We start from the raw sequence: 22,730 nt of genomic DNA, 5'->3' as shown, positions 1-22,730 counted from the left end.
GTTTTTTTTGCTTTGCAGGGGGGCTAGGATTCGCACCTGCCATTAAAGGGCACAATTTACAGGTTAAAGCCGTTTTCCTTGATTTCCTCAAAAAGTAAATAAATGCGTTTTTCGTCTGAAACTTAAGTACATTCTCATGGTGTTAACTCGCAAACCGATATATGCTTCCTGGGGAAAATGATAATTCTTTAACCTTGTATGATGTGTTTTTAACGGCATAAATAAATACGTGAATGAAGTGTGGCTGTCTATTTTACTGGCTTAGTTGTATCATTTCTTAAAAATGATGTTTTGGTATTTAAAAGGATTTAAAGAGAAATGTGGGCAGTGGAAGTTAAAGGTATTTACAAAAAATATTTATTGGGGCAATCCACAGTCGAGGCATTAAAGAATATTAATGTAAGAATTTTCTCTCAGCGCTTCACTGTATTATCTGGCCTGTCTGGAAGTGGTAAAACAACGTTATTGAATATAATCGGAGGTCTTGATCGCCCCGATCAAGGCAGCCTGATGATTGCTGGGCAGGAAATGTCATGGTTGAATGACGATCAGTGCAGTGAATTTCGAGCACGCCATCTTGGATTTATTTTTCAGAATTTTAATTTAATACCGGTCTTGACCGTTTGGGAAAATGTTGAGATTCCCCTTATTTTGCAAGGTATCACCGTTGCTCAACGGAAGTCCGCCATCATGAATATGTTGGAAATCGTTGGTTTGGCTGATAAAGCGCGGTTGCTACCAGGGCAACTCTCCGGTGGCCAGCGTCAGCGGGTAGCAATTGCTCGGGCTCTTATTCATCGTCCTTCTCTGGTGCTGGCCGATGAACCAACGGCTAATTTGGACAGCAAAACCGGCAACTCCATTTTGCAGTTGCTGCGGCGTTTGCAGCAGGAACAATCGGTGACGGTAGTTTTTTCTTCCCATGATCCCCAGGTCATTGCGGCGGCAGACGATCTCTATCAGATGCATGACGGCAACGTTACTCGCATTACAATGCAGTAAATTCCCGCTGGAGAATAATGATCATGCAAACATTCAAGTTGGCCTTACGCAATTTATTGCGCAATAGGCGCCGGACTCTGTCAACCTTTTGCGCTATTACCGTTGGTGCCGTTGGTATTCTATTGTTTGGTGGTTATAACCGTTCAATTGAATATAGTTTGCAGACTACTTTTATCCGAGATACTGGTCACCTACAAATACAGCACAAAGATTACTTATTATACGGTACGGCTAATCCGACAGAGTACAGTGTCAAGCATTATCAAAAAATCATGGCACAAATTGAACAAGATCCCGAATTACATAAAATGATGGTGGTTAAAACCCCTGTATTAACCCTGAATGGCATCGCTGGGCATTATGCGGCTGGAACGTCTCGGCCGGTTTTAATTTATGGTCGTGAAGCGGCGGGTCAGGCAGCACTGAATGATTGGGATGAATATCATCTCGGCAAAGGAAATATCAAGAATACTCTCAGTGAACAGATTCCCGATAGCGCAGTAATCGGCACAGGTGTAGCGCGTATATTACAGCTGTGTAACTTTGCGGCAAATCAGCCCTGCGGTAATTCGCCCCCCTTTTCTACAGAGGTTAATACTGAAGAACTCCCTGATGATCTGATGTCACTTGTGCAACAAACACGGGAAGTCAGAGAATCGACAACCGGGGATCAAATCGAGCTATTGGCTGCATCGGTTGGTGGAGCCCCCAATATCATCCGTGTTCAGGTTGAGGGAACCCAACCTCAAGCGGCCAGAGAATTGGATGACAGCTATGTTGGCATTCATTTGGCACAAGCCCAGCAACTGGCTTTTGGTCGTGACCAACCTGGAGTGACAGCAATTACTCTGCAATTACGTAGCACGGCACAATTGGAAGAGGCGCGGTCTCGCTTGCTGCACTTATTCCAAACTTCATTGGCTGATGAGCCTCTGGCCGTTTATGACTTTGCTCAGTTACAACCGTTGTACCACCAGATCTTGGATATGTTTAGCAAAATGTTCCATTTCCTGTTGGCATTAATCCTGTGTATCGCGTTATTCACCGTCAGTAACACCATGAGTATGGCGGTGCTGGAGCGCACGGTTGAAATCGGTACATTGCGGGCAATGGGGCTGAAACGTCAGGATATCCAGCGTCTGTTTCTTAATGAAGGTATTTTGCTAGGCATTATCGGCTGTACGGTCGGGATCATCATTGCGCTGCTTCTGGCTTATCTCATTAACCACTCTGGTTTGACCTGGCATCCGCCGGGGGTAATTTGGCCAATCCCCGTCAAAATACGTATCTGGGGGGAATGGACAATGTTGTTAGGCGTGCTGCTGATCATGATGGTTGCTGCCGTGTTTTCATCTTGGTGGCCAGCGCGGCGAGCAGCAAACGTTCATATCGTACAAGCACTGCACCATGCTTGATCCCATCATAATGGATGATGGGATGTTATTGTTTATTAACTGGGAAGATAGGGATCATGAGATTCTCATTAATCTATGGCTTATTATTTAGCCTGTTTACCAGTGGTCAGGCATTGGCCACACTCAGTGCTCAGGAAATATTGAAAAAAAGTGACGAAGTTCGCAACCCGGATCGTTCCTTCAGCTTGAGTACTACCCTCATCAGCTATAAAAACGGCAAACAGCACGAGAGCAGCGTCGTGCGTCTCTATTCCCGTACTTATTCAAGTGGCCAGTTTCGTAGCCTGTTGAAATTTATCAGCCCACAACGAGATGCTGGCAAGCTAACCCTGAAAAGTGGCAAAGATCTGTGGCTGTATGATCCTGGCAGCCAGGCCAGTGTGCCTATTTCCCCCCAACAACGCCTGCTAGGGCAGGCTGCCAACGGTGATGTGGTGACCGCCAACTGGAATTACGATTATCTGGCCACCTTGGTGAGCGAAGAACAAATCTTGGATGGGGAACGGCAGCAACGGGATTGTTACCGTCTGCATTTGGTGGCGCGTCATCCAGATGTTGCCTATCCGTCCATGGAAATCTGGGTGGATAAACAGGATTTCAAAAGTTGTAAGGCCGAGTTTTATGCCATGAACGGCAATTTGTTAAAAACCACTTACTTCCGCCGTTATCAGCCCGTGCTGGGGGGGAATCGCCCGACGGAGGCGGTGATCATTGACGGGATAAACTCACAGTTGGTTACCGTGCTCAAGCACCAGGATTTTGCTTGGTATGATGTGCCAGAAGCTTGGTTACAAAGGGATTATCTGCCGCATTTCAAGGATAACTAACGGATGAATAAAGCGCGATTCTTTTCCCGAACGGCGCGTTTGCCATGGATAATGGCGTTATCGGTTCTGTGTGGCCACTCTGCTCATGGAGAGGATGCCACACTGGCGGCTCTGGATTTGGCCGATAAGACGGAATTCTCTCCTGTTACGAGCAAAAAGCTCACTATGTCAGCCGAAGCGGCCACGAGTTTGAATGAGCAGAGGGATAATAGACAGCGTATCTCTATTGATCTGCGCTGGGATGCCCCGCTGACAGAGAGCCCTTCGCAGGACTGGCGTTTTGTGTTGGCTAATCGCTTTGACAGCTATTTTTCTCCGGCTCTGCGAAATGACAGCAATATTAATTCGCTCAAAGAAGCTTATCTGACTTACAAAGTGACCCCGCGTTTGTTGCTGGATGCAGGTCGTGTCAATACTCGCTATGGTTTGGCATTTGGCTATAACCCTACCGATTTTCTCGGGCAAGGAACGGTGCGTTCCGTTACCTCTGTCGATCCTGAAACGCTGAGAAATAACCGCCTGGGTAATGCCATGCTCCGTTGGCAGTATGTCTGGGACAAAGGTGCCCTGACGGCAATCTGGTCACCCAAACTTAATGAAAACCCAAACCAGAATAGCGCCAGCCTGGACTGGGGAGCCAGTAATCCCAGGCAACGTATGTTGCTGGTGGGTAGCTACCAATGGGCGGATAACCTGAATCCGCAATGGTTGTTTTTGCAGGAACAGGGCCATTCGCCCCAGTTGGGTTTCAACTTTTCACGCGTGCTCTCTCATTCCACGCTGTTTTATACGGAGTGGGCTGGAGGGCGGCAAGCGTACCGTTGGCAAACCTCTTTGCCTGAGCAACAACAGGAGATCCGTTGGCGCAACCGCTTAGCCTACGGCTTAACTTGGAGCGGAGAGAACCAGTTAACGCTGCGTGCCGAAGGCCACTATAACGGCAGTGCCGACAACCGGCGCGCCTTGGGTTTTGTTTCCAGCTTGCCACCTGATGCTATGGCGCAAGGTAAAGCATTTATCGGTAATGCCTCGCAACAAGCGCAAACTGGGTTGATGCCCCGTCGTGCAGTATTATTCCAAGCGTATTGGAAAGATATTGTTGATGATTACGATGTCAATGCGATATGGCAGCACGATCTGCAACAGCGGCGTAATATGGGGTTTGCCGAGCTGCGGCGTCATATTGGCCCGGTGGATCTGGCTCTACAGTGGCAGAAAATCTATCTGGTGGAACCCAGCATCAAAGAGGAATGGGTGCGCCCGGAACGGCGTTGGCAACTGTCGCTCAACTATTATTTCTAAGTGGGATTGCTGACGGTGACCCCATGGCAGAATCCCCTTGGCATATGAAAAATAATTTTTATTTTATTGATTTTAAACAATGTTTAAACGAAACGGGGTGACTGTAATATAACTGTAATATTTCATACATTTTTCTGTCACTAAACTGTCCTATTTTCCCTCCTGCAACAATACTTACTCTGATGAAAACAACTCAAAGTTGATTTTTGAATATCCCATTAGGAGGGATTATGAAACTGATGCGTACCGCCGTCGCCAGTATTGTGGCAGCGACTTTCTCCCTGGCCTCTGTGTCTGCGTTCGCTGCTGCTAGTCTGACTGGTGCAGGTGCGACATTCCCCGCTCCGGTTTACGCCAAGTGGGCAGATTCTTATCAGAAAGAAACCGGTAACAAAGTTAACTATCAGGGGATTGGTTCCTCTGGCGGCGTGAAACAAATCATTGCCAATACCGTTGACTTTGGTGCTTCCGATGCACCGTTGTCTGATGAAAAACTGGCGGCCGATGGTCTATTCCAGTTCCCTACCGTGATTGGTGGTGTGGTACTGGCTGTGAATATTCCAGGCATCAAATCCGGCGAACTGACCCTGGATGGTCAAACCCTGGGTGATATCTACTTGGGTAACGTCAAGAAATGGAACGACCCGGCAATCGTTAAGCTGAATCCTGGTGTAAAACTGCCGGATCAGAACATTGCCGTGGTGCGCCGCGCTGACGGCTCCGGCACGTCTTTCGTTTTCACCAGCTATTTGTCTAAAGCCAACGCGCAGTGGAAAGAGAAAATCGGCGCGGGTTCAACGGTGAACTGGCCAACCGGCCTGGGTGGCAAAGGGAATGACGGCATTGCCGCGTTTGTGCAACGCCTGCCCGGTTCTATCGGTTATGTTGAATACGCTTACGCCAAGCAAAACAACCTGGCTTACACTAAACTGATCTCAGCGGACGGCCAACCGGTCAGCCCAACGGAAGAAAGTTTTAGCGCTGCGGCTAAAGGTGTGGATTGGAGCAAAACCTTTGCTCAGGACCTGACCAACCAGAAAGGCGACAACGTCTGGCCGATCACTTCCACCACTTTTATTCTGATGCACAAAGAGCAGAAGAAGCCTGAGCAAGGTGCAGAAGTGCTGAAGTTCTTTGATTGGGCTTACAAAACCGGTGGTAAGCAAGCCAGCGAGCTGGATTACGCCACATTGCCACATGAAGTGGTTGAGCAAATCCGGGCTGCCTGGAGAACCAACATTAAAGACAGTGCCGGTAACGCCTTGTTCTAGGTATGCAGGGGTGCGGAATCTACCGCACCTCAGCCTGATGTGTAAGGGCTCTGTGTACTGGGCCCTCCAAGCTTTATACAGAAGAGTAATCTATGGCTGGATCTAAGCCGACCATTAAAGCACCAGGTAAAAATGGTGACATCCTCTTCAGCGCGCTGGTCAGACTGGCGGCGCTGATTACCTTATTGTTACTGGGCGGCATTATCGTTTCGCTGATTATTGCCTCCTGGCCAAGCATGCAGAAATTTGGCTTTGCTTTCCTGTGGACCAAAGAGTGGGATGCACCTGCTGAGCAATTTGGTGCGTTGGTGCCAATTTACGGCACAGTAGTCACGTCGTTAATCGCCTTGATTATCGCGATCCCGGTCAGTTTTGGTATTGCCCTGTTTCTGACTGAACTGGCACCAAACTGGTTGAAACGCCCGCTGGGAGTGGCGATTGAATTGCTGGCGGCAATTCCCAGCATTGTTTACGGCATGTGGGGTTTGTTTGTGTTTGCCCCCCTGTTTGCCCAATATTTCCAAACCCCTGTGGGTAATGTGCTTTCTGGTATCCCGATTGTTGGCGAACTGTTTTCCGGCCCGGCGTTTGGTATCGGGATTCTGGCCGCTGGGGTGATCCTGGCGATTATGATTATTCCTTACATTGCGGCGGTAATGCGCGATGTGTTTGAACAAACCCCGGTGATGATGAAAGAGTCGGCCTACGGCATTGGCTGCACCACCTGGGAAGTGATCTGGCGCATCGTGCTGCCGTTCACCAAAAATGGCGTGATTGGCGGCGTGATGCTCGGCCTGGGGCGTGCGTTGGGGGAAACCATGGCGGTGACCTTTATCATCGGTAACACCTACCAGCTCGACAGCTTCTCGCTGTTTATGCCGGGCAACAGTATTACCTCGGCGCTGGCCAACGAATTCGCGGAAGCGGAATCCGGTCTGCATACTTCTGCGCTGATGCAGCTGGGGTTGATCCTGTTTGTTATCACCTTTATCGTCCTGGCGCTGTCGAAGTTTATGATCATGCGTTTGGCTAAGAATGAGGGGCGCTAACGTGGCAACGATGGATATGCAAAACCCCGTCGCGCTGGCCGAAAGCCGCCGCAAAATGCAGGCCTGGCGCCGCCAGAAAAACCGCATTGCGTTATTCCTGTCAATGGCGACCATGGTATTTGGCTTGTTCTGGCTGGTGTGGATACTATTTTCTACCATTACCAAAGGCATCGATGGCATGTCGTTGGCGCTGTTCACTGAAATGACTCCGCCGCCGAACACCGCAGGCGGTGGTTTGGCTAACGCTATCGCAGGCAGCGGCCTGCTGATCCTGTGGGCCACTATTTTCGGTACGCCGCTGGGCATTATGGCGGGGATCTACCTGGCAGAATATGGCCGTAAATCCTGGCTGGCGGAAGTGATCCGCTTTATCAACGACATTTTGCTATCTGCGCCATCAATCGTGGTGGGCCTGTTCGTTTACACCGTGGTGGTGGCGAAAATGGAACACTTCTCTGGTTGGGCAGGGATTATTGCATTGGCGCTGCTACAAGTGCCGATTGTGATTCGTACTACCGAAAATATGCTCAAACTGGTGCCGGATACGCTGCGTGAGGCTGCCTATGCCTTGGGTACGCCGAAATGGCGCATGATTTCCGCCATTACGCTGAAAGCTTCGGTTTCCGGCATTATCACGGGTGTGCTGTTGGCGATTGCGCGTATTGCCGGTGAAACCGCCCCGCTGCTGTTTACCTCGTTGTCGAACCAGTTCTGGAGCACCAACCTGATGCAGCCGATCGCCAATCTGCCAGTGACCATTTTCAAATTTGCCATGAGCCCGTTTGCCGAATGGCAACAACTGGCCTGGGCCGGGGTGTTGTTGATCACCCTGTGCGTACTGTTACTGAATATCCTGGCGCGAGTGATTTTCGCCAAGAAAAAACATTCATAAAAATTTAAGCGCCAGCTTGGCTGGCGCGGTGAAAAGAGAGAAGTCTCGATGAGTATGGTTGACTCTACTTCCAGCAGCAAAATTCAGGTACGCGATCTGAACTTTTACTACGGCAAATTTCATGCGCTGAAAAACATCACGCTGGATATCGCCAAAAATAAAGTGACCGCGTTTATCGGCCCGTCCGGCTGCGGTAAATCCACACTGCTGCGTACTTTCAACAAGATGTATCAGCTCTACCCGGAACAGCGCGCCGCAGGCGGTATCTTGCTGGATGGGCAAAATATTCTGACCGATAACCAGGACATTGCCTTGTTGCGTGCCAAAGTCGGCATGGTATTCCAGAAACCGACGCCGTTTCCGATGTCGATTTATGACAACATCGCTTTTGGCGTGCGTTTATTCGAGAAGCTATCTCGTGCTGATATGGACGAGCGTGTGCAGTGGGCGTTGACCAAGGCGGCGTTGTGGAACGAAACCAAGGACAAACTGCATCAAAGCGGCTATAGCCTATCCGGTGGCCAACAGCAGCGTTTGTGTATTGCGCGCGGTATTGCTATTCGCCCGGAAGTGCTGCTGCTGGATGAGCCCTGTTCGGCACTGGACCCGATCTCGACCGGAAAAATTGAAGAACTGATCAGTGAATTGAAGTCTGACTACACGGTAGTGATTGTGACCCACAATATGCAGCAGGCGGCACGCTGTTCCGACTCCACCGCATTTATGTATTTGGGTGAATTGATAGAGTTCAGTGATACTGACACTCTGTTCACTGCGCCACAGAAAAAGCAGACTGAAGATTACATTACTGGCCGTTATGGTTGATGAGGATGCATCATGGATAACCTGAATTTAAACAAACACATCTCCGGCCAGTTCAACGCAGAACTTGAGCACATCCGCACTCAGGTGTTGACCATGGGTGGGCTGGTGGAACAGCAACTGACTGATGCGATCACTGCGATGCACAATCAGGATGGTGAATTGGCCAAGCGTGTGGTTGAAGGCGATGCCAAGGTCAATATGATGGAAGTGGCGATCGATGAAGCCTGCGTTCGCATCATTGCCAAACGTCAGCCAACGGCCAGTGATTTGCGCTTGGTGATGGCGATCATCAAAACCATTTCTGAGCTGGAACGTATTGGTGACGTGGCGGATAAAATCTGCCGCACTGCGCTGGAGAAATTCTCCCACCAGCATCAACCACTGTTGGTGAGTTTGGAGTCGCTTGGCCGCCATACCGTGCAGATGCTACACGATGTGCTGGATGCTTTCGCGCGTATGGATCTGGATGAAGCGATCCGCATCTACCGCGAAGATAAAAAGGTCGATCAGGAATATGAAGGCATCGTGCGTCAGTTGATGACCTACATGATGGAAGATTCACGCACTATCCCAAGCGTGTTAACCGCGCTGTTTTGTGCTCGCTCTATCGAGCGTATTGGCGATCGCTGCCAAAATATCTGCGAATTTATCTTCTACTTCGTTAAAGGTCAGGATTTTCGTCATTTGGGCGGTGATGCGCTGGAAACGTTGCTGGCTGACGGTAAAGACGAGAAAAAAGAATAACTTTACCCATCGGTGGGGCTTGCTCCCCACCGATAATTCTATGCACGACTACATTCCCATCAGATGCCAATCAATAATAGTTAATGGTAAATACCGTTTTACCGTTTGCTTTGCCTGGCGTAGGCCTCGCCGCCGTTTGAATATATCTTGCTGCTAAGGGTACGCGTATCGTTGGGCTACCGTCTTTGGGTAATATGACGGTTTTTTCTGCCGCAAAGTTAAAGGGGACTGGCGTTTGGCTGTTCTCTCCCCAACCGATCTGGATGCCTACGCCTGATGCTGCATCAGGTGCTGAATCGATAGCGATTATCCCGTTGGCGGCATCAATAACGTCACCTGTTGGCGTTAAACGTACACCAATGCTGTTATTGATAGATGTGGTGGTATTGCCCGATCCGGTACTGAAATCCATCATCAACGAAGTATTGGTCTGATTATAAAAGCCATGGAAGGTAGGGCAATTGTTCAACAAGATCGAAGCATCAATCCAAGGTGTGGTTGAATTGATCCCCTTCAAGCTGTCATGAATATCATACGATCCCATAGAGACATTAACATCTGGGGTGGTACAGGTTTGCGTTGAGATGGTCAGGTTTCCTTGAAACGTGACCCTATTTAATACTATCGGTAGCCCTTGAACTGCCGCCCCGGTGCGCGAATTCACCGCCTGATCACTCGCCGTAGGCAGACTTGCTGCTGAAAGAGAGTAGCTCCCTGGTGTGAGCGAGCCTATTTTTATCAACGAAACATAACGTGTTGCACCGCCGAAAGTGACGGCTCCTCCGCTTGTACCAACGACGATGTCCTCATCACGGTATCCCATCGCCCCGAGCGTTGCTGCCGCACGATTGTTGTAACGCGATATGGCCACCCCAATCCCAGGAATATTGGTCTGATACACAGCCCCGGCAAACGGGCCGGTATTTAAGCCGCTGAGCGGATAAGGCGCTTGAATAATACCCACCGCCCAATTCAATACAGCAGGAGTGCTATCCGCTGAACATGTTATATTTTCAGTGGGCATATTAGTCCAACTTCCCTGATAGATGATGGTACCTATCGGAACATCGACACCGGCTGAAATGACTGGTGGGCTTAATGGCACAGTGAGGGACGCTGTACTTGAACCAGATGAAAATGTACAGGACATCACCGCCCAACCACTGTGGCTGAAAGCGATCAATACTAATCCACTGAGTAGCCTTAAAAGCTTATTTATAGATGGCTTCATTATCACGTTATTTCCTTGCTACTCATTGCCATCAACTATTGTTGATGGCTGTTGCCGCGCTTCTTTGGGCCAATTTCGTTTCTGCCTGTGCAGAGGAAACCGTTGGCGCACAAGTGGAGTTGAATTGCTGCAATTGGTTCTGCTTTTGTGCTTTGGCCTGTGGAATTAATCGGTAGCTGACGGTGCATTGCGTCTCGCTCCCTTCACCCCATTTTACATTCAGTCGGCCTGCATCTTCCGCCACACGTGCATAAAGTTGCCCGCCTTGGCCGACCGTTCCTACGCTGTTGCCTTTGCTGTCAAAAACATCGGAACCGAACGGCACCGGTTCCCCTTGATAAGTAGTATTTACCAAAATAGGGGTACCGTGTTTGGTATTGTATTTCACCTTTACCACGGCTCCAGAATATGGGGCTACTTTCTGGCTGGTGTTATCCAGCTCTACATTGGCCGCCGTGCCTTTCGGATCAATGTTAATTTCATTCATCTGGTATGGCTTCAGATAAGGCACTACTGCATAACCGTGTGAATCAATGCTTACGCCTGGGTATGAGGAAACTTTCGCCCCTTCAGCTCCTTTGGCCTCCACCAGCGCAAAAGTATCTGAGGAGTACGGTGTAAAGGTGACTCCCCCCTTATGCCCAATGATCGTACCGTTAATACCCGCCGAAGCACTCTGATACCCCTTGCCGGTGCTGTAACTACTGCTCAGCGCCGCTGCTGAGCTACGGTAGTTACCGTTGATAACGCCGCTGGAACCCATACCCTGGTTGGCGTTCATCGCTGTTACTCCATAGCTGAACTGATTCTCTGCCCCAGAGGTACCCGATATCGAAGCCTGCTGACCAGTACGACCGCTGCTGTCATGTGATAAATCCATGCGTAATTGTGGTGTGTGCATTTCTTCATTATTTCTTAGCGGCAAGCTGAAACTTAACAGATAGTTAGTTTGTGCTGTGTCCAGGCTAGAAAAACTGCGATTCATACTGAGACCGTAAGACAGGTTCTTATAACGATTGTTATATCCCATCTGGAATTGCTTTTCGCTGCCTTCCTTATTCCAGTAATTTTGCAACGAACCGCTGATATACATTTGCCCCCAATTATCAGGCAACCCTTGCCCAGCCGTGACCGTAAAACGGTTCTTGGCACGCGCAATGGTATCCGGTGAACTCCCTTGCGCTACTGCGTCACGGGCTCGCATTCCGGTCATAAAATCCATGTAACCATCGGTAGAAAAACGATACGCCGCTAATGACAGGTTACTTTTGGTTTCGTTAATAAGTTTACTGTAGCTTACTTGATAGCTTTGCCCACTGAGGCGGCTGCCTGGATGCTGCTGGCCATTCTCGTCGGTGCTGCTCCCCAAGTGTGTATTCGCCTGGGTGACATCAAACGCCAAAGCACCGATCGGCGTACCAACTGCGGCACCCAGCTGTAGAGCCTGATAATTCTGGTTGGCTTGTAAACCGCCATAACCGGTAATGGTGTTGGTCAATCCACGCTGATAGGTTGCCTGGTAGATTGCCGGTGTTTCACGCAGATTATCATTGCGCAATTCACCACCAATGATTGAGTAGCGTGATGAACCAGGGCGTAGCAGTTGTGCTACCGATGCATAAGGTACACTGAAGATCTGCTCTGTGCCGTCAGATTCGCGCACGGTAACGTCCAGATCGCCGCCATAACCGGTTGGGTACAGATCGTTGATCAGGAATTCCCCCGGTGTAACCGTGGTTTCATACAACACCTGACCATTCTGACGAACGGTGACACGGGCATTGGTACGAGCAATACCACGAATATCCGGGGCATAACCACGTTGGGATTCCGGTAACATCCGCTCATCACTGGCCAACTGAATACCACTAAACGGTAGCGTATCAAACAATTGCCCCGAGGTATTAGACTGCCCTATTAAGGCACTTGCTTTCAGTGCGGGGATGTCACGTTGCAGGTAAGTGTTGATATTGCTGTACTGATTCGGTCCGTTATCCGTGTAGCTATAGGCACCATTATGGCGCAGGTACCAAGCCCCAACGTTCAACCCGGCATTCACCCCGGCATACAGAGAATTATAGCGGGTACCCCGTGATTCGTTGGTATAACCATTGACGTTATATCCTAGTAACGCTGCGGATACGCCGCTATCCCAAAGTTCCGGGCTTACGGTACCACGGGCGGTGTTCAGCATATAAATCTGAGGGATAACAATATCTAAACGCTGCTCGTTACTGTCGTAATTAACCTGTGCTTCAGGTAATGCGTGTTGCAGATCCAGGCATAAGTTATCTTTATTCTGCTGGCTTAAAAAATCTGCGGGTAGCTTGTCGTAATTGAATGCAATGCTTTTAATCATGTCACTGGTTAGACAGGGATAAACGGATTTATCTGCGCGCATCTTAAATTCAATATCAGTATTATTAACCAATTGGTTATTAATATATAAAGCTGTTCTGTATATTCCAGGCAACCCTGAAGAACCATTAGCAAAGCGGCTAAGGTCAACTGATTGAGTGTTATCAACATTCAGGAAGGAAGCATCAAACTCCAAGTTCTGCGCAACTTCTTGCGGTAAATTGGTATTGTTGTTTTTATCGGCATGGGCATTGTTTACCAAAAAAGTCGATAAAATAGCAATAGCCAATGGAGAGAGATGGCGTTGAAGATTACATTGTAAGGATTTAGACATAAATATCCCTTCAAGAACTTATTTCCTGAGTGATTCTCAACAGATTAATGTGCGTTAATTTTATACAAGGAAAGTATTATTTTATCACTGCATCAAATGGATTAACTGCACCATAGTCATTGATAAAACTTCCGGAAATCTTGCTTCCCGCATTACCCACTAAATTTAATGGCATTGTGCTATGTGGTGCCACCATCATTTGATTGAGCTTTTTACCGTTAACCGACAGATTTATCAGTGAGACATAATACGGTGTTGGGTTAGTGGCTTGCACCTGATTACCCTGGCTGCTCCAGGTGATTGCTTTTATTGCCTCGTTAGCATTACCTTCCAGGCCCGCTGGGCGATAGAACAATTTAATGCGTGAGCGGAAAGCCATCTGTAAACGGTTTTCTTCGGTTTTAGTTTGAGTTTTGGCAGGCACTTCCAACACATTCAACCAGAACACTGACTCTTTATCCATGGGTAATGAACCGCCCGCAAAACTGATGCGTAACGTCTGCCCTTTACCAGCTTCCACCCGATTCATCGGTGGTGTCAGTACAAATGGCACCTTGATTGCTGAAGGTTTGGCATTGGTGTCGCCATTATCAATCCAGCTTTGCAACAAGACTGGAGAAGGGCCACCATTACTGATTTTAACGCTGACTTCTTTAGCATCCGAAGGATAAATTACTCGCGTGCCGCTAATCACCACGCTAGCTAACGTATTGGCACTGAACAGGGCGACGGCGATAAAAGCACTAATCTGGGACGAATTAACAAAGGGAAACCGCATCATAAAACTCCGAACTAACGTGGGGATTGGGAGGGATTTCCCCTCCCTATAGCTTATTATTGGTACTGGATAGAATAAACGACGTTGCTAATTACAGTGCCGGCAGTGGTTGGTGCTTCGGCATAATAACGCACGGCATAGGGCAGGCTGGCACTGCCGCTTGAAACATTTACATAGGTCGTGTTAGTTACCTGGTTTTGGTTACCAGCCTGGATCACGTCCTGAGAAGGGCTAGAGGCATCCAGTAATTGCAGGCTAACGTTTCCTGCTGTACCTACCAGGTTCTTAAGGCGGCCAGTGACTGAATCCACTGAAGCGCCAGCTTCAAAGAACGCGGAAGCACTTTCCAGCGTACCTGAGCAGTTATTCAGTGCCATCACAAAACCTGTTTCACCAGCGGTTTTGGTTGCTTCATCCAACTGGTTAACACCCACAGTTGGCAAAATCACGGTTGCATCTTCCGTTTGGCCATCAACAACAACGTCACAGGTGTTAGCCTGCAGCATGCCGTTAAAAGTGATGGTTCCGGTAGAGGCCGCTTGAGCCATACTGACAAAACCACACGTTGCGATAAGAGATGCTAAGATTGTTAACTTTTTCATATATATTCCTACTAACCTAGTGTTATTAAACCATTTTAAAATCACTTAAAAATGGTATGAATGGTACCTTTAGATAAGGTATTTTGTTTTCATTACTATTAATGTAATTTAATTAATAAATAATGGGATGGGTATTAAACAACTATTGAAAATGTTCATATAAAATACAGGGTGTTATGTTTTACCTCCTATAAATTAACGAGTTACGTTTTTTTGAGAGAACATTAAAGTTGGCGTGGAGGTTAAATTTTAAACCACACACTCACGCCACTTCACCTAAAAAAATTCATTGCTTATAATAATTTTATATCCCTGGGTTGATTTAATAATTCACTATTTTCGCGCTTTATAAAATTATTAATATATCTTGTCATTTGCTCAGTAAATTCTTACTTCAAAAAATACAGATGCTTTACCGCTAGCGGAGGAACCGTGAGTAACATATCGGTAGGAGCAAACTATAAGATTTATCCCATAAAATTAAAAGATAATATTTTATTTGTCGCGATAACAAAAAACATCAATATTTTATTAATTGTTTAAAAAACAAATAATTAGCATTGAAAATGGAGTTTTTTTTTTCATAAAAATACATTTTCATAAATGACTTTACATTTCTAATTCTCTTTATATTGATTTTTTGTATGAAAATAAAGGGCATTTGTTTGAGTTTTTTTACAGCCGAGCTGTTATTGTTTTTTATAAGTTTAAAATGTTAATAATTTGTGAAATATCACTAATCATAAAAGTTGCAAGCCGCAGAGCGGTAAGTGAATGAGCATATCTGCCATTTAACGCTATTAGGCGCTAAAAATTAAGCCATTAAGGTGTATTCCGTATGCAAGAAACGTAGCGTTTCACCGATGAGTAGAAAGCGTTGTTTTTAACGCTTTTATGCTATTTGAAAAACCCATTAAATTCAAAAAAGTTATAAATATAGCGTTTAATATTATTTCCTGACCTAAGAAAGGCTTGCTAGTTTGCTAACAAGCAAAACATCGATCACTTAGGAGCCTTCCATGAAACAGCGCGTTTTCGCCTTAACCCTGTTAGCTAGCCTGACCAGCCTTGTGATGGGGGCTGCTCATGCCGATAAACTAGACGATATTCAAAAAGCCGGTGTAGTACGTATTGCGGTGTTCGACAGTAATCCACCCTTTGGTTATATCGATCCGCAAAGCAAAAAGCTGGTGGGTTATGACGTGGATGTGGCAGATGCCATTGGCAAAGCGCTGGGGGTGAAAGTGGAACTGCGTGCCACTAATCCGGCCAACCGTATTCCTTTGCTGGTATCCAACAAGGTTGATTTGATCGCCGCCAACTTCACCATTACCGATGAACGGGCTAAAGAAGTGAACTTTAGCGTGCCGTATTTCGCGACTGGCCAGAAGTTTATTGCTCACAAAGGCGTACTGAAAACGCCAGAAGACATTAAAAACCTGCGTATTGGTGCAGATAAAGGCACTGTGCAGGAAATTACTCTGCGTGAACATTATCCTAGCGCTAAAGTCATTTCTTACGATGACACGCCGTTGGCCTTCGTTGCCTTACGTAACGGTAACGTACAGGCCATTACTCAGGATGACGCCAAGCTGGTTGGTTTACTTGGCAACTTGCCAGCCGCGCAAAAAGCGGATTTTGAAATTTCTCCATTCAGTATCACTAAAGAATACCAAGGTGTGGGGATTCCGAAGGGTGAAGAACGCCTGACCGCCACCATTAACGATACCTTGATCAAGCTGGAACAAGAGGGCCAGGCAGTGAAGCTTTACGATCGCTGGTTTGGCCCGGAAACCAATTCGGCCCAGCCGCGTGGCGACTTCAAGATTGGCCCATTGGCTCAACAACCTAAAGCCTAGTCTCTCTTCCCCCCTCCTCCTGTGGGAGGGGGAAGGTGAGGGGAAACACTGCACATGAATTTGCAACAATTCTCAGATTGGCTGCTGGCACCGCAGTATCTGAGTTGGTTATGGCATGGCTTCCTGATGACGTTATGGCTATCGGCCTGTGCGGGCTTGGCCGCAACGCTGTTGGGGTTCGGGCTGGCGGCCCTGCGTGATAGCACCCTCCGCCCATTAAGTGGGTTGGCAGTGGCTTACAGTGCGCTGTTTCGCAATACGCCACTGTTGGTGCAACTGTTCTTCTGGTATTTTGCCGCCGGGCAAATCCTGCCCTCAGCCGCAATGCAGTGGTTAAATGCACCACACGCATTAGGGTTAATCGAGTGGCCTTCGTTTGAATTTCTTGCTGGTTTCTTTGGCTTGACGCTCTATTCCACCGCTTTTATTGCCGAAGAGATCCGCTCCGGTATCCGTGGCGTTGCCCGTGGGCAAAAGTATGCGGCCAACGCGCTGGGGCTGACCGGTTGGCAATCCATGCGCTATGTGGTGTTGCCGCAGGCGCTGAAAATCGCGTTTCCGCCCTTGTTGGGGCAGTACATGAATGTGATCAAGAATTCGTCGTTAACCATGGCTATCGGCGTGGCTGAGCTTTCTTACGCTTCACGCCAGGTGGAAACCGAAACCCTGCGCACCTTCCAGGCATTTGGCGTGGCGACGGTGCTGTATATTGCCATTATTGCTCTACTGGAAGGCTGGGGTATGTGGCGACAGCAGCGTAGGCCGCTGGGGGGGCACTAAGATGGATTTCACTATTATCCAAGAAAACTTAGGTTACCTGCTGTGGGGCACATTCCCCGATGGGCCTTTGGGCGGTGCGGCGCTGACGTTGGCGATTAGCCTGATGGCGGGCATCGCTTCGGCGATTCTCGGCACTTTGCTGGGCGTGGCGCTGGCAATGTCGCATGGTGTATTGGCTGGGGCGTTGGCGGCGGTGTTAGGGTTTTTCCGCGCGATCCCGGTGATCATGCTGATTTTCTGGACCTACTTTTTGCTGCCAATGGTGTTTGGTGTCGATATTCCAGAAATTACCACCGTGGTGTGTGCGCTGGCGTTGATTGCCTCAGCTTATCTGGCGCATGCGGTAAAGGCAGGGATTGTTGCGATTAGTGCTGGGCAATGGCAGGCGGGGCTTTCGCTGGGGTTGAATCGCTGGCAGGTATTGCTGATGATCGTCTTGCCGCAGGCGTTGCGCATGATGGTGCCCTCGTTTATCAACCAGTGGATTTCATTAATTAAAGACACTTCGCTAGCTTATATCGTTGGTGTCGGTGAATTGACCTTCCTGGCAACGCAGGTGAATAACCGCAGCATGGTTTATCCAATGGAAGTGTTCCTGTTTATTGCACTGGTCTATTTTATCTTTTGCTTAACGCTGGATGTGCTGGCAAATGGGTTGAATAAGCGCTTTAGCCCGCAGACCAAAGTGCTGAAACGTAGCTGGCGCTGGTGGCGCAATCGGCCACCGTTACCGGCCAGTTAATCCTGGCGTGGGTGTTTGAGCTGCGTTCCCGTTGCCGGGCAGCTCGGCTTAATTCACATCCCACTGGCCATCCTTGGCCGGTTGCCCCTGGCAACGGTGCAAACCATGCAACTCCAAATCTGTGAGCACCGGGCAGCCTTTGCCAGGGCGTTGATAACAGCGTGTCAAATGATTAACGAGGGTACTTAGACCTACTTACAGCAACTGCCCCAGATTAACGTATTTGGTTTCCAGATATTCATCCAGGCCAATATCCGATCCTTCGCGCCCTAAGCCGGACTCTTTCACACCACCGAAAGGAGCGACTTCGGTGGAAATAATCCCCTCGTTGATACCCACCATACCGCTTTCCAGTGCTTGGCTGACGCGGAAGGCGCGTGCTAAATCGCGAGTATACAGATAGGCCGCCAACCCAAACGGTGTAGCATTGGCGCGCGTGATCGCTTCTTGCTCATCGGTAAAGCGAAAACAGGCAGCCAATGGGCCAAAGGTTTCTTCATGGGCTAAGCGCATTTCTTCATTGGCATCCGCCAGCACGGTAGGTTGGAAAAATGAGCCGCCCAGCGCATGGCGTTCACCGCCGCACATCAGCTTGGCGCCCAGCTTCAATGCATCTTGTATGTGTATTTCCACTTTTTCTACCGCTTGCAGATGAATCAACGGCCCCTGCTGTGCCCCTGGTGTCATACCTGGAGCCACTTTTAATGCCTGGGCCGCTTCAGTGAGTTTCTGGACAAAGCGATGGTAAATACCGTCCTGAACATAAAAACGGTTTACACATACGCAGGTCTGCCCGCTGTTGCGGAATTTTGCCGCCATTGCGCCGGCAACGGCAGCGTCAAGATCCGCATCGTCAAATACGATAAACGGTGCGTTGCCACCCAGTTCCAGCGACAGCTTTTTCACCGTGTCAGCAGCCTGACGCATCAGCAACTTGCCGGTGGCCGTTGAGCCAGTGAAGGACACTTTACGCACCACAGGGCTGGCCATCAGCGCAGCGCCGATCGCGACGGTATCACCAGAAACTGCGTTAATCACGCCAGCGGGAACCCCAGCCTGCTCTGCCAGCACGATCAGTGCGAAGGCTGAAAGCGGTGTTTCATTCGCTGGTTTAATCACCGCCGTGCAACCAGCTGCCAGCGCAGGGCCAAGCTTGCGCGCCAGCATCGCCAGTGGGAAGTTCCACGGGGTGATGGCGGCAATCACCCCCACGGGTTCTTTAAACGTCAGGATCTGGTTGCCGGTTTTGGGGGCTGGAATGGTTTTGCCGTTGGCACGTTTTGCCTCCTCGGCAAACCATTCGATAAAACTGGCGGCATAGGCCACTTCACCAACCGCTTCACTCAACACTTTGCCTTGTTCCATTACCATCAATTCTGCCAGCGCTACCTGATGTTGCATGATCAAGCGGAACCAGCGCTGCAAAATTTCTGCCCGTGCTTTGGCGGTGTTAGCGCGCCAGGCCGGGAGTGCCGCAGCGGCTGCGGCAATCGCTGCCTCGGTTTCTGGCGTGCCTGCCAGTGCAACATCGGCAACCCATTCACCGTTGGCTGGATTATTGACCGGGTAAGTCTTTACTGTGGTTTGCCAAATACCATTGCAATACCAACCGGTGCGCAGCAGTGAAGCATAAGTCGTCATGCAATGTTCCTTTTTTCAATGTCATCGGTTGTGAAAAATCCGCGTGTCGGGCGGCTTTCACGCGCAATGCGTTTGCCCGCGGTGTAGTCGTTAATCACATCGCACGGCGTGTAATTGCGTTCCAGTTCATAGCGCTCATCTTCGTTAAGTTGAGTGCCTAACGCAGCTACGGCGCTATCGATCTGTTGCACTGAATCAGCGCCAACCAGCATGCAATCCACTCCGGGGTGGTTGAGCACCCAGGCCTGGGCAATCTGCGCTGGTGGTACACCGCGCTGCTGTGCTACCTCGCTGACCGATTGCGCAACGTTCAGCGAGGTGGCGTCGGCATACATTTCCTGGGTGAAAAAGTCGGTTTTGTTACGCACGGAGTTGAAATCACAGCTCAGTAAACCGCGTGCCAGCGGGCTGAATACGGCAACGCCCAATCCTTGATCACGGCAGAAGGGGATCATCTCACGCTCTTCTTCACGGTAGGCGCAGTTGAGCTGCAACTGCATATTCATCGGTTTGGCGTAGCCGTTACGCTCGCAGCACCACAGGATTTTAGCCAGTTGCCAGGTATACATGGTGGAAACGCCAACGTAGCGCGCCTTACCGGAGCGCACGATGTCGTTCATGGCTGCCCAGGTTTCTTCTATTGGCGTATTAACGTCGAAGTAGTGCAGCATATAAATGTCCACATAATCGGTGCCGAGGCGGCGCAGGCTGGCATCAATGCTTGCCATAATATGTTTGCGTGAATGCCCCTGATTATTGAGGCCGGCTCCGATTGGGTAGCCGACTTTGGTAGTCAGCACCAGTTCATCGCGCTTGGCAATGCGGTTAATCACCCGCCCAACCACTTCTTCCCCGGCGCCGCTGGAGTAGAAATCGGCCAGATCGATAAAGTTAATGCCGCAATCCAGCGCATGGCGGATCAAAGGTTCGCTCTGTGCCTCATCGAAAATCCACGGTTTCCACTGTTTGCTGCCCATATTCATGGTCCCCAGGCATAACCGTGAGACTTTCAAGCCACATTGGCCCAGATTAATGTATTCCATAGTGCGTTCCTCAGGCTTTTGGGGTGTAAAACGGATTACCTAACTGCGGCAAGGCTTGGGTTAACTGCTGGCGCGTCGGCAGGTTTTCCATCGCCGCACGGATTGCCTGAGTACACGCACGGTAGTTGTTGTGGTAAACCTCGTCGATATCATTGCAACCGGGGTTTACCCAGTTGGCGGTAACGATGCACCACTCATCTTCGGCTTCTGGGGGTAAGATGTTTTCCAGCAACGCTTCGGTCACTGCTTTGGCGATCGCGGCCTGCGATGCGCCCCAGGTGGCATTGCCGTGCAGCTCACCGCTGATTTCCGCTTTGTTGACGTACAGCGTCATCGGTTTGGCGGGTACGTTGGGTTTGATCACCACCATAAACGGGCAATGGCCTTGGCTGGGGGATGCCAGGCTGGCAGAGAACGCCTGGCCGACTACGCCATTACGCGTGCCGATCATGATATTGATATGTGAGGCATTCACCCCGTTGCCTGCAAACCCTTCACCAATATACATTTCCACAAAATATCTCCTGTTTTCATCAAGATAGTGTTATTTAGCCGTTGCGGCGAAAGTGCTGTTTACCGGTTGTTGGCCCTGTGCGGCATCAACCAGCGTCAAACCTTTGGTTTCCGGTGCCCAGGCAATGGAAACAATTGCGCCAATTACCAGAATCAACGCCAGAATGGCGGTCGTGGTGGGCATGCCGTAATGCACGATCGCCAGTGGCAGCAGGCCGGTGCCGATGGCGGAGCCCAAACGGCTCATCGAGGTAGCAAAGCCCACTCCCATTGAGCGCACTTCTGTGGGGAAGCTTTCCGCCGGGAATACGCCGACCAGGTTACTGACGGCTGACATCACCAGCGTGAAGGCGGCAAAGATGGCAATCAGCCAGGCGGTCTGGCTGGCAGGGATCAGACTCAGCATCGCCAGGCAAACCGCAAGGAAAACGAAAGAGCCAATCAGGAAGCCACGGCGTGAACAAATCACCGTGAGTACAATCCCCATTAAAGCGCCAACGATCAGCAGGCCGTTCAGCAACAAATCGGTGGAGAAGTTCTGGTTCAGCCCCATCACTTGCAGGATTGAAGGCAGGAAGGTGTAGATAGCGAAATACGGGATCACCAGGCAGACGAAAAACAAGCTGTTGAACGCGGTGCGGCGGCGGTATTTGGTGCCGAACAGCGACAGAAAACGCTGTTTGGACATCACCGGGGCTTCATCGATCAACAGGACATTTGGGCCAAAATGTTTATGCACGATCGCCATCGCTTGTTCATGCAGCCCTTTGCCCATCAACCAGCGTGGGGATTCCGGCGTGCCGATACGCATCAGCAGGATGACGAAGGCTGGTATAGCCGAGGAAGACAGCAGCCAGCGCCAGGCATCCGGCCCCAATGCCGTCAGGAAGTGTCCGGCGAAACCAGCGGCAACGTAGCCGAACGTCCAGATCACGCTGAACGAACCGAGCAAAACGCCGCGGTGTTTGCGCGGTGAGAACTCGGCCAACATGGTGTGCCCCACCGAGAAATCCCCTCCTAGCCCAATCCCCACCATCACCCGCAGCAGGAAGAGTTGTTCTGGTGTGGTAGCGAAGAACTGTAGTGCAGAAGCCAGGGTAATGACGATAAAGCTGAAACAGAAGATTTTCTGGCGGCCAATGTAATCGGAAATCCAGCCGAGGATCAGGCTGCCGAAAAACAACCCAATCAACGCCGAACTGCCAAGCATCCCTTCCCAAAAAGGGGTGAGGCCCATTTGCGGTTTAATTTGTGCCAGGGCAAAACCAATAACGCCGAGCACATAGCCGTCGGTGAAGTGAGCGCCAAACGTCAGCCCGGCAATTTTGAGATGGAAACGGTTTAACGGCACATCATCCATGCGGATTTGTTGCTGTGTTAAATGTTGCATTGGCCCGTCCTCCTGTTGGAGCGGTGTTTATACCCGTTGTATTTCAAGCCACAGGTGCGTTGGCCTTCCTGCAACTCGAACTATTGAGGGTAGGTGTGTTGTTGGTTTTTTGTTTTAATTACGTTAACAATA

Annotated in this window: 20 protein-coding genes; 12 read left to right on the top strand and 8 right to left on the bottom strand. The window is 49.5% G+C overall.

Annotated elements, in window-relative coordinates:
• Window positions 1-318 precede the first annotated feature (318 nt).
• The 9 genes from Z042_RS04105 to phoU all read left to right on the top strand — a co-directional run bounded on the left by Z042_RS04105 (window position 319) and on the right by phoU (window position 9,327).
• Entirely contained in the window at window positions 319-1,002 is a 684-nt protein-coding gene (locus Z042_RS04105; protein ID WP_024912929.1) for an ABC transporter ATP-binding protein, read from the top strand.
• A gap of 272 nt (window positions 1,003-1,274) precedes the next feature.
• Entirely contained in the window at window positions 1,275-2,417 is a 1,143-nt protein-coding gene (locus Z042_RS04100) for an ABC transporter permease (protein ID WP_236849215.1), read from the top strand.
• Window positions 2,418-2,473: 56 nt separating this feature from the next.
• Window positions 2,474-3,244, top strand: coding sequence for an outer membrane lipoprotein-sorting protein (locus Z042_RS04095; RefSeq protein WP_037406710.1), 771 nt, complete (start codon window positions 2,474-2,476; stop codon window positions 3,242-3,244).
• Between the two features lie 3 nt (window positions 3,245-3,247).
• On the top strand, window positions 3,248-4,546 hold the full coding sequence (locus Z042_RS04090; protein WP_024912926.1) for a hypothetical protein: 1,299 nt from the start codon (window positions 3,248-3,250) through the stop codon (window positions 4,544-4,546).
• A 230-nt stretch (window positions 4,547-4,776) separates the two neighbouring features.
• A complete protein-coding gene (gene pstS / locus Z042_RS04085; RefSeq protein ID WP_024912925.1) occupies window positions 4,777-5,817 on the top strand; it encodes a phosphate ABC transporter substrate-binding protein PstS in 1,041 nt (346 codons plus the stop codon).
• Window positions 5,818-5,909: 92 nt separating this feature from the next.
• Window positions 5,910-6,866: a phosphate ABC transporter permease PstC gene (gene pstC / locus Z042_RS04080; RefSeq protein WP_024912924.1), complete on the top strand. Its 957-nt coding sequence runs from the start codon at window positions 5,910-5,912 to the stop codon at window positions 6,864-6,866.
• Between the two features lies 1 nt (window position 6,867).
• The gene (gene pstA, locus Z042_RS04075) at window positions 6,868-7,758 is read left to right on the top strand and encodes a phosphate ABC transporter permease PstA (protein ID WP_024912923.1); all 891 of its coding nucleotides are present in this window, start codon (window positions 6,868-6,870) and stop codon (window positions 7,756-7,758) included.
• Between the two features lie 54 nt (window positions 7,759-7,812).
• On the top strand, window positions 7,813-8,583 hold the full coding sequence (gene pstB / locus Z042_RS04070; protein WP_417903532.1) for a phosphate ABC transporter ATP-binding protein PstB: 771 nt from the start codon (window positions 7,813-7,815) through the stop codon (window positions 8,581-8,583).
• Window positions 8,584-8,595: 12 nt separating this feature from the next.
• The gene (phoU, locus tag Z042_RS04065; protein ID WP_024912921.1) at window positions 8,596-9,327 is read left to right on the top strand and encodes a phosphate signaling complex protein PhoU; all 732 of its coding nucleotides are present in this window, start codon (window positions 8,596-8,598) and stop codon (window positions 9,325-9,327) included.
• Between the two features lie 70 nt (window positions 9,328-9,397).
• Here the strand turns inward: phoU and Z042_RS04060 are convergent, their stop codons facing one another.
• The 4 genes from Z042_RS04060 to Z042_RS04045 form a co-directional block, all read right to left on the bottom strand.
• Window positions 9,398-10,291, bottom strand: a complete 894-nt coding sequence (locus Z042_RS04060; protein WP_236849214.1) for a fimbrial protein — start codon at window positions 10,289-10,291, stop codon at window positions 9,398-9,400.
• Between the two features lie 298 nt (window positions 10,292-10,589).
• On the bottom strand, window positions 10,590-13,250 hold the full coding sequence (locus Z042_RS04055; RefSeq protein WP_024912919.1) for a fimbria/pilus outer membrane usher protein: 2,661 nt from the start codon (window positions 13,248-13,250) through the stop codon (window positions 10,590-10,592).
• A gap of 76 nt (window positions 13,251-13,326) precedes the next feature.
• Window positions 13,327-14,031, bottom strand: a complete 705-nt coding sequence (locus Z042_RS04050) for a fimbrial biogenesis chaperone (RefSeq protein WP_417903519.1) — start codon at window positions 14,029-14,031, stop codon at window positions 13,327-13,329.
• Window positions 14,032-14,084: 53 nt separating this feature from the next.
• The gene (locus Z042_RS04045) at window positions 14,085-14,630 is read right to left on the bottom strand and encodes a fimbrial protein (protein WP_024912917.1); all 546 of its coding nucleotides are present in this window, start codon (window positions 14,628-14,630) and stop codon (window positions 14,085-14,087) included.
• Window positions 14,631-15,649: 1,019 nt separating this feature from the next.
• Between Z042_RS04045 and Z042_RS04040 the strand changes: the two genes are divergently transcribed.
• Genes Z042_RS04040 through Z042_RS04030 form a run of 3 tightly spaced genes read left to right on the top strand, consistent with a single transcriptional unit; the run spans window position 15,650 to window position 18,011 of the window.
• The gene (locus Z042_RS04040) at window positions 15,650-16,489 is read left to right on the top strand and encodes an ABC transporter substrate-binding protein (RefSeq protein WP_024912916.1); all 840 of its coding nucleotides are present in this window, start codon (window positions 15,650-15,652) and stop codon (window positions 16,487-16,489) included.
• 54 nt (window positions 16,490-16,543) lie between these two features.
• Complete coding sequence (locus Z042_RS04035; protein ID WP_024912915.1) at window positions 16,544-17,269, top strand: amino acid ABC transporter permease; 726 nt, start codon at window positions 16,544-16,546, stop codon at window positions 17,267-17,269.
• Window position 17,270: 1 nt separating this feature from the next.
• Window positions 17,271-18,011, top strand: coding sequence for an amino acid ABC transporter permease (locus Z042_RS04030; RefSeq protein ID WP_024912914.1), 741 nt, complete (start codon window positions 17,271-17,273; stop codon window positions 18,009-18,011).
• 195 nt (window positions 18,012-18,206) lie between these two features.
• Here Z042_RS04030 and Z042_RS04025 read toward each other — a convergent pair whose 3' ends face one another.
• From Z042_RS04025 to Z042_RS04010, 4 genes are read right to left on the bottom strand one after another with little or no spacing between them, the layout of a single operon-like run.
• On the bottom strand, window positions 18,207-19,652 hold the full coding sequence (locus tag Z042_RS04025) for an NAD-dependent succinate-semialdehyde dehydrogenase (RefSeq protein WP_024912913.1): 1,446 nt from the start codon (window positions 19,650-19,652) through the stop codon (window positions 18,207-18,209).
• Window positions 19,649-20,695 carry an aldo/keto reductase gene (locus Z042_RS04020; RefSeq protein WP_024912912.1) on the bottom strand — a complete coding sequence of 349 codons (1,047 nt, stop codon included), beginning with the start codon at window positions 20,693-20,695 and terminating at the stop codon, window positions 19,649-19,651. Before Z042_RS04020 ends, Z042_RS04025 begins: the two co-directional genes overlap by 4 nt.
• 10 nt (window positions 20,696-20,705) lie before the next feature.
• Complete coding sequence (gene fae, locus Z042_RS04015) at window positions 20,706-21,209, bottom strand: formaldehyde-activating enzyme (protein ID WP_024912911.1); 504 nt, start codon at window positions 21,207-21,209, stop codon at window positions 20,706-20,708.
• Window positions 21,210-21,239: 30 nt separating this feature from the next.
• Complete coding sequence (locus tag Z042_RS04010) at window positions 21,240-22,598, bottom strand: MFS transporter (RefSeq protein WP_024912910.1); 1,359 nt, start codon at window positions 22,596-22,598, stop codon at window positions 21,240-21,242.
• Window positions 22,599-22,730: the final 132 nt, after the last annotated feature.

Source organism: Chania multitudinisentens RB-25, assembly GCF_000520015.2.
Lineage (GTDB): Bacteria > Pseudomonadota > Gammaproteobacteria > Enterobacterales > Enterobacteriaceae > Chania > Chania multitudinisentens.
This window is presented reverse-complemented; position numbering and strand designations above follow the sequence as displayed.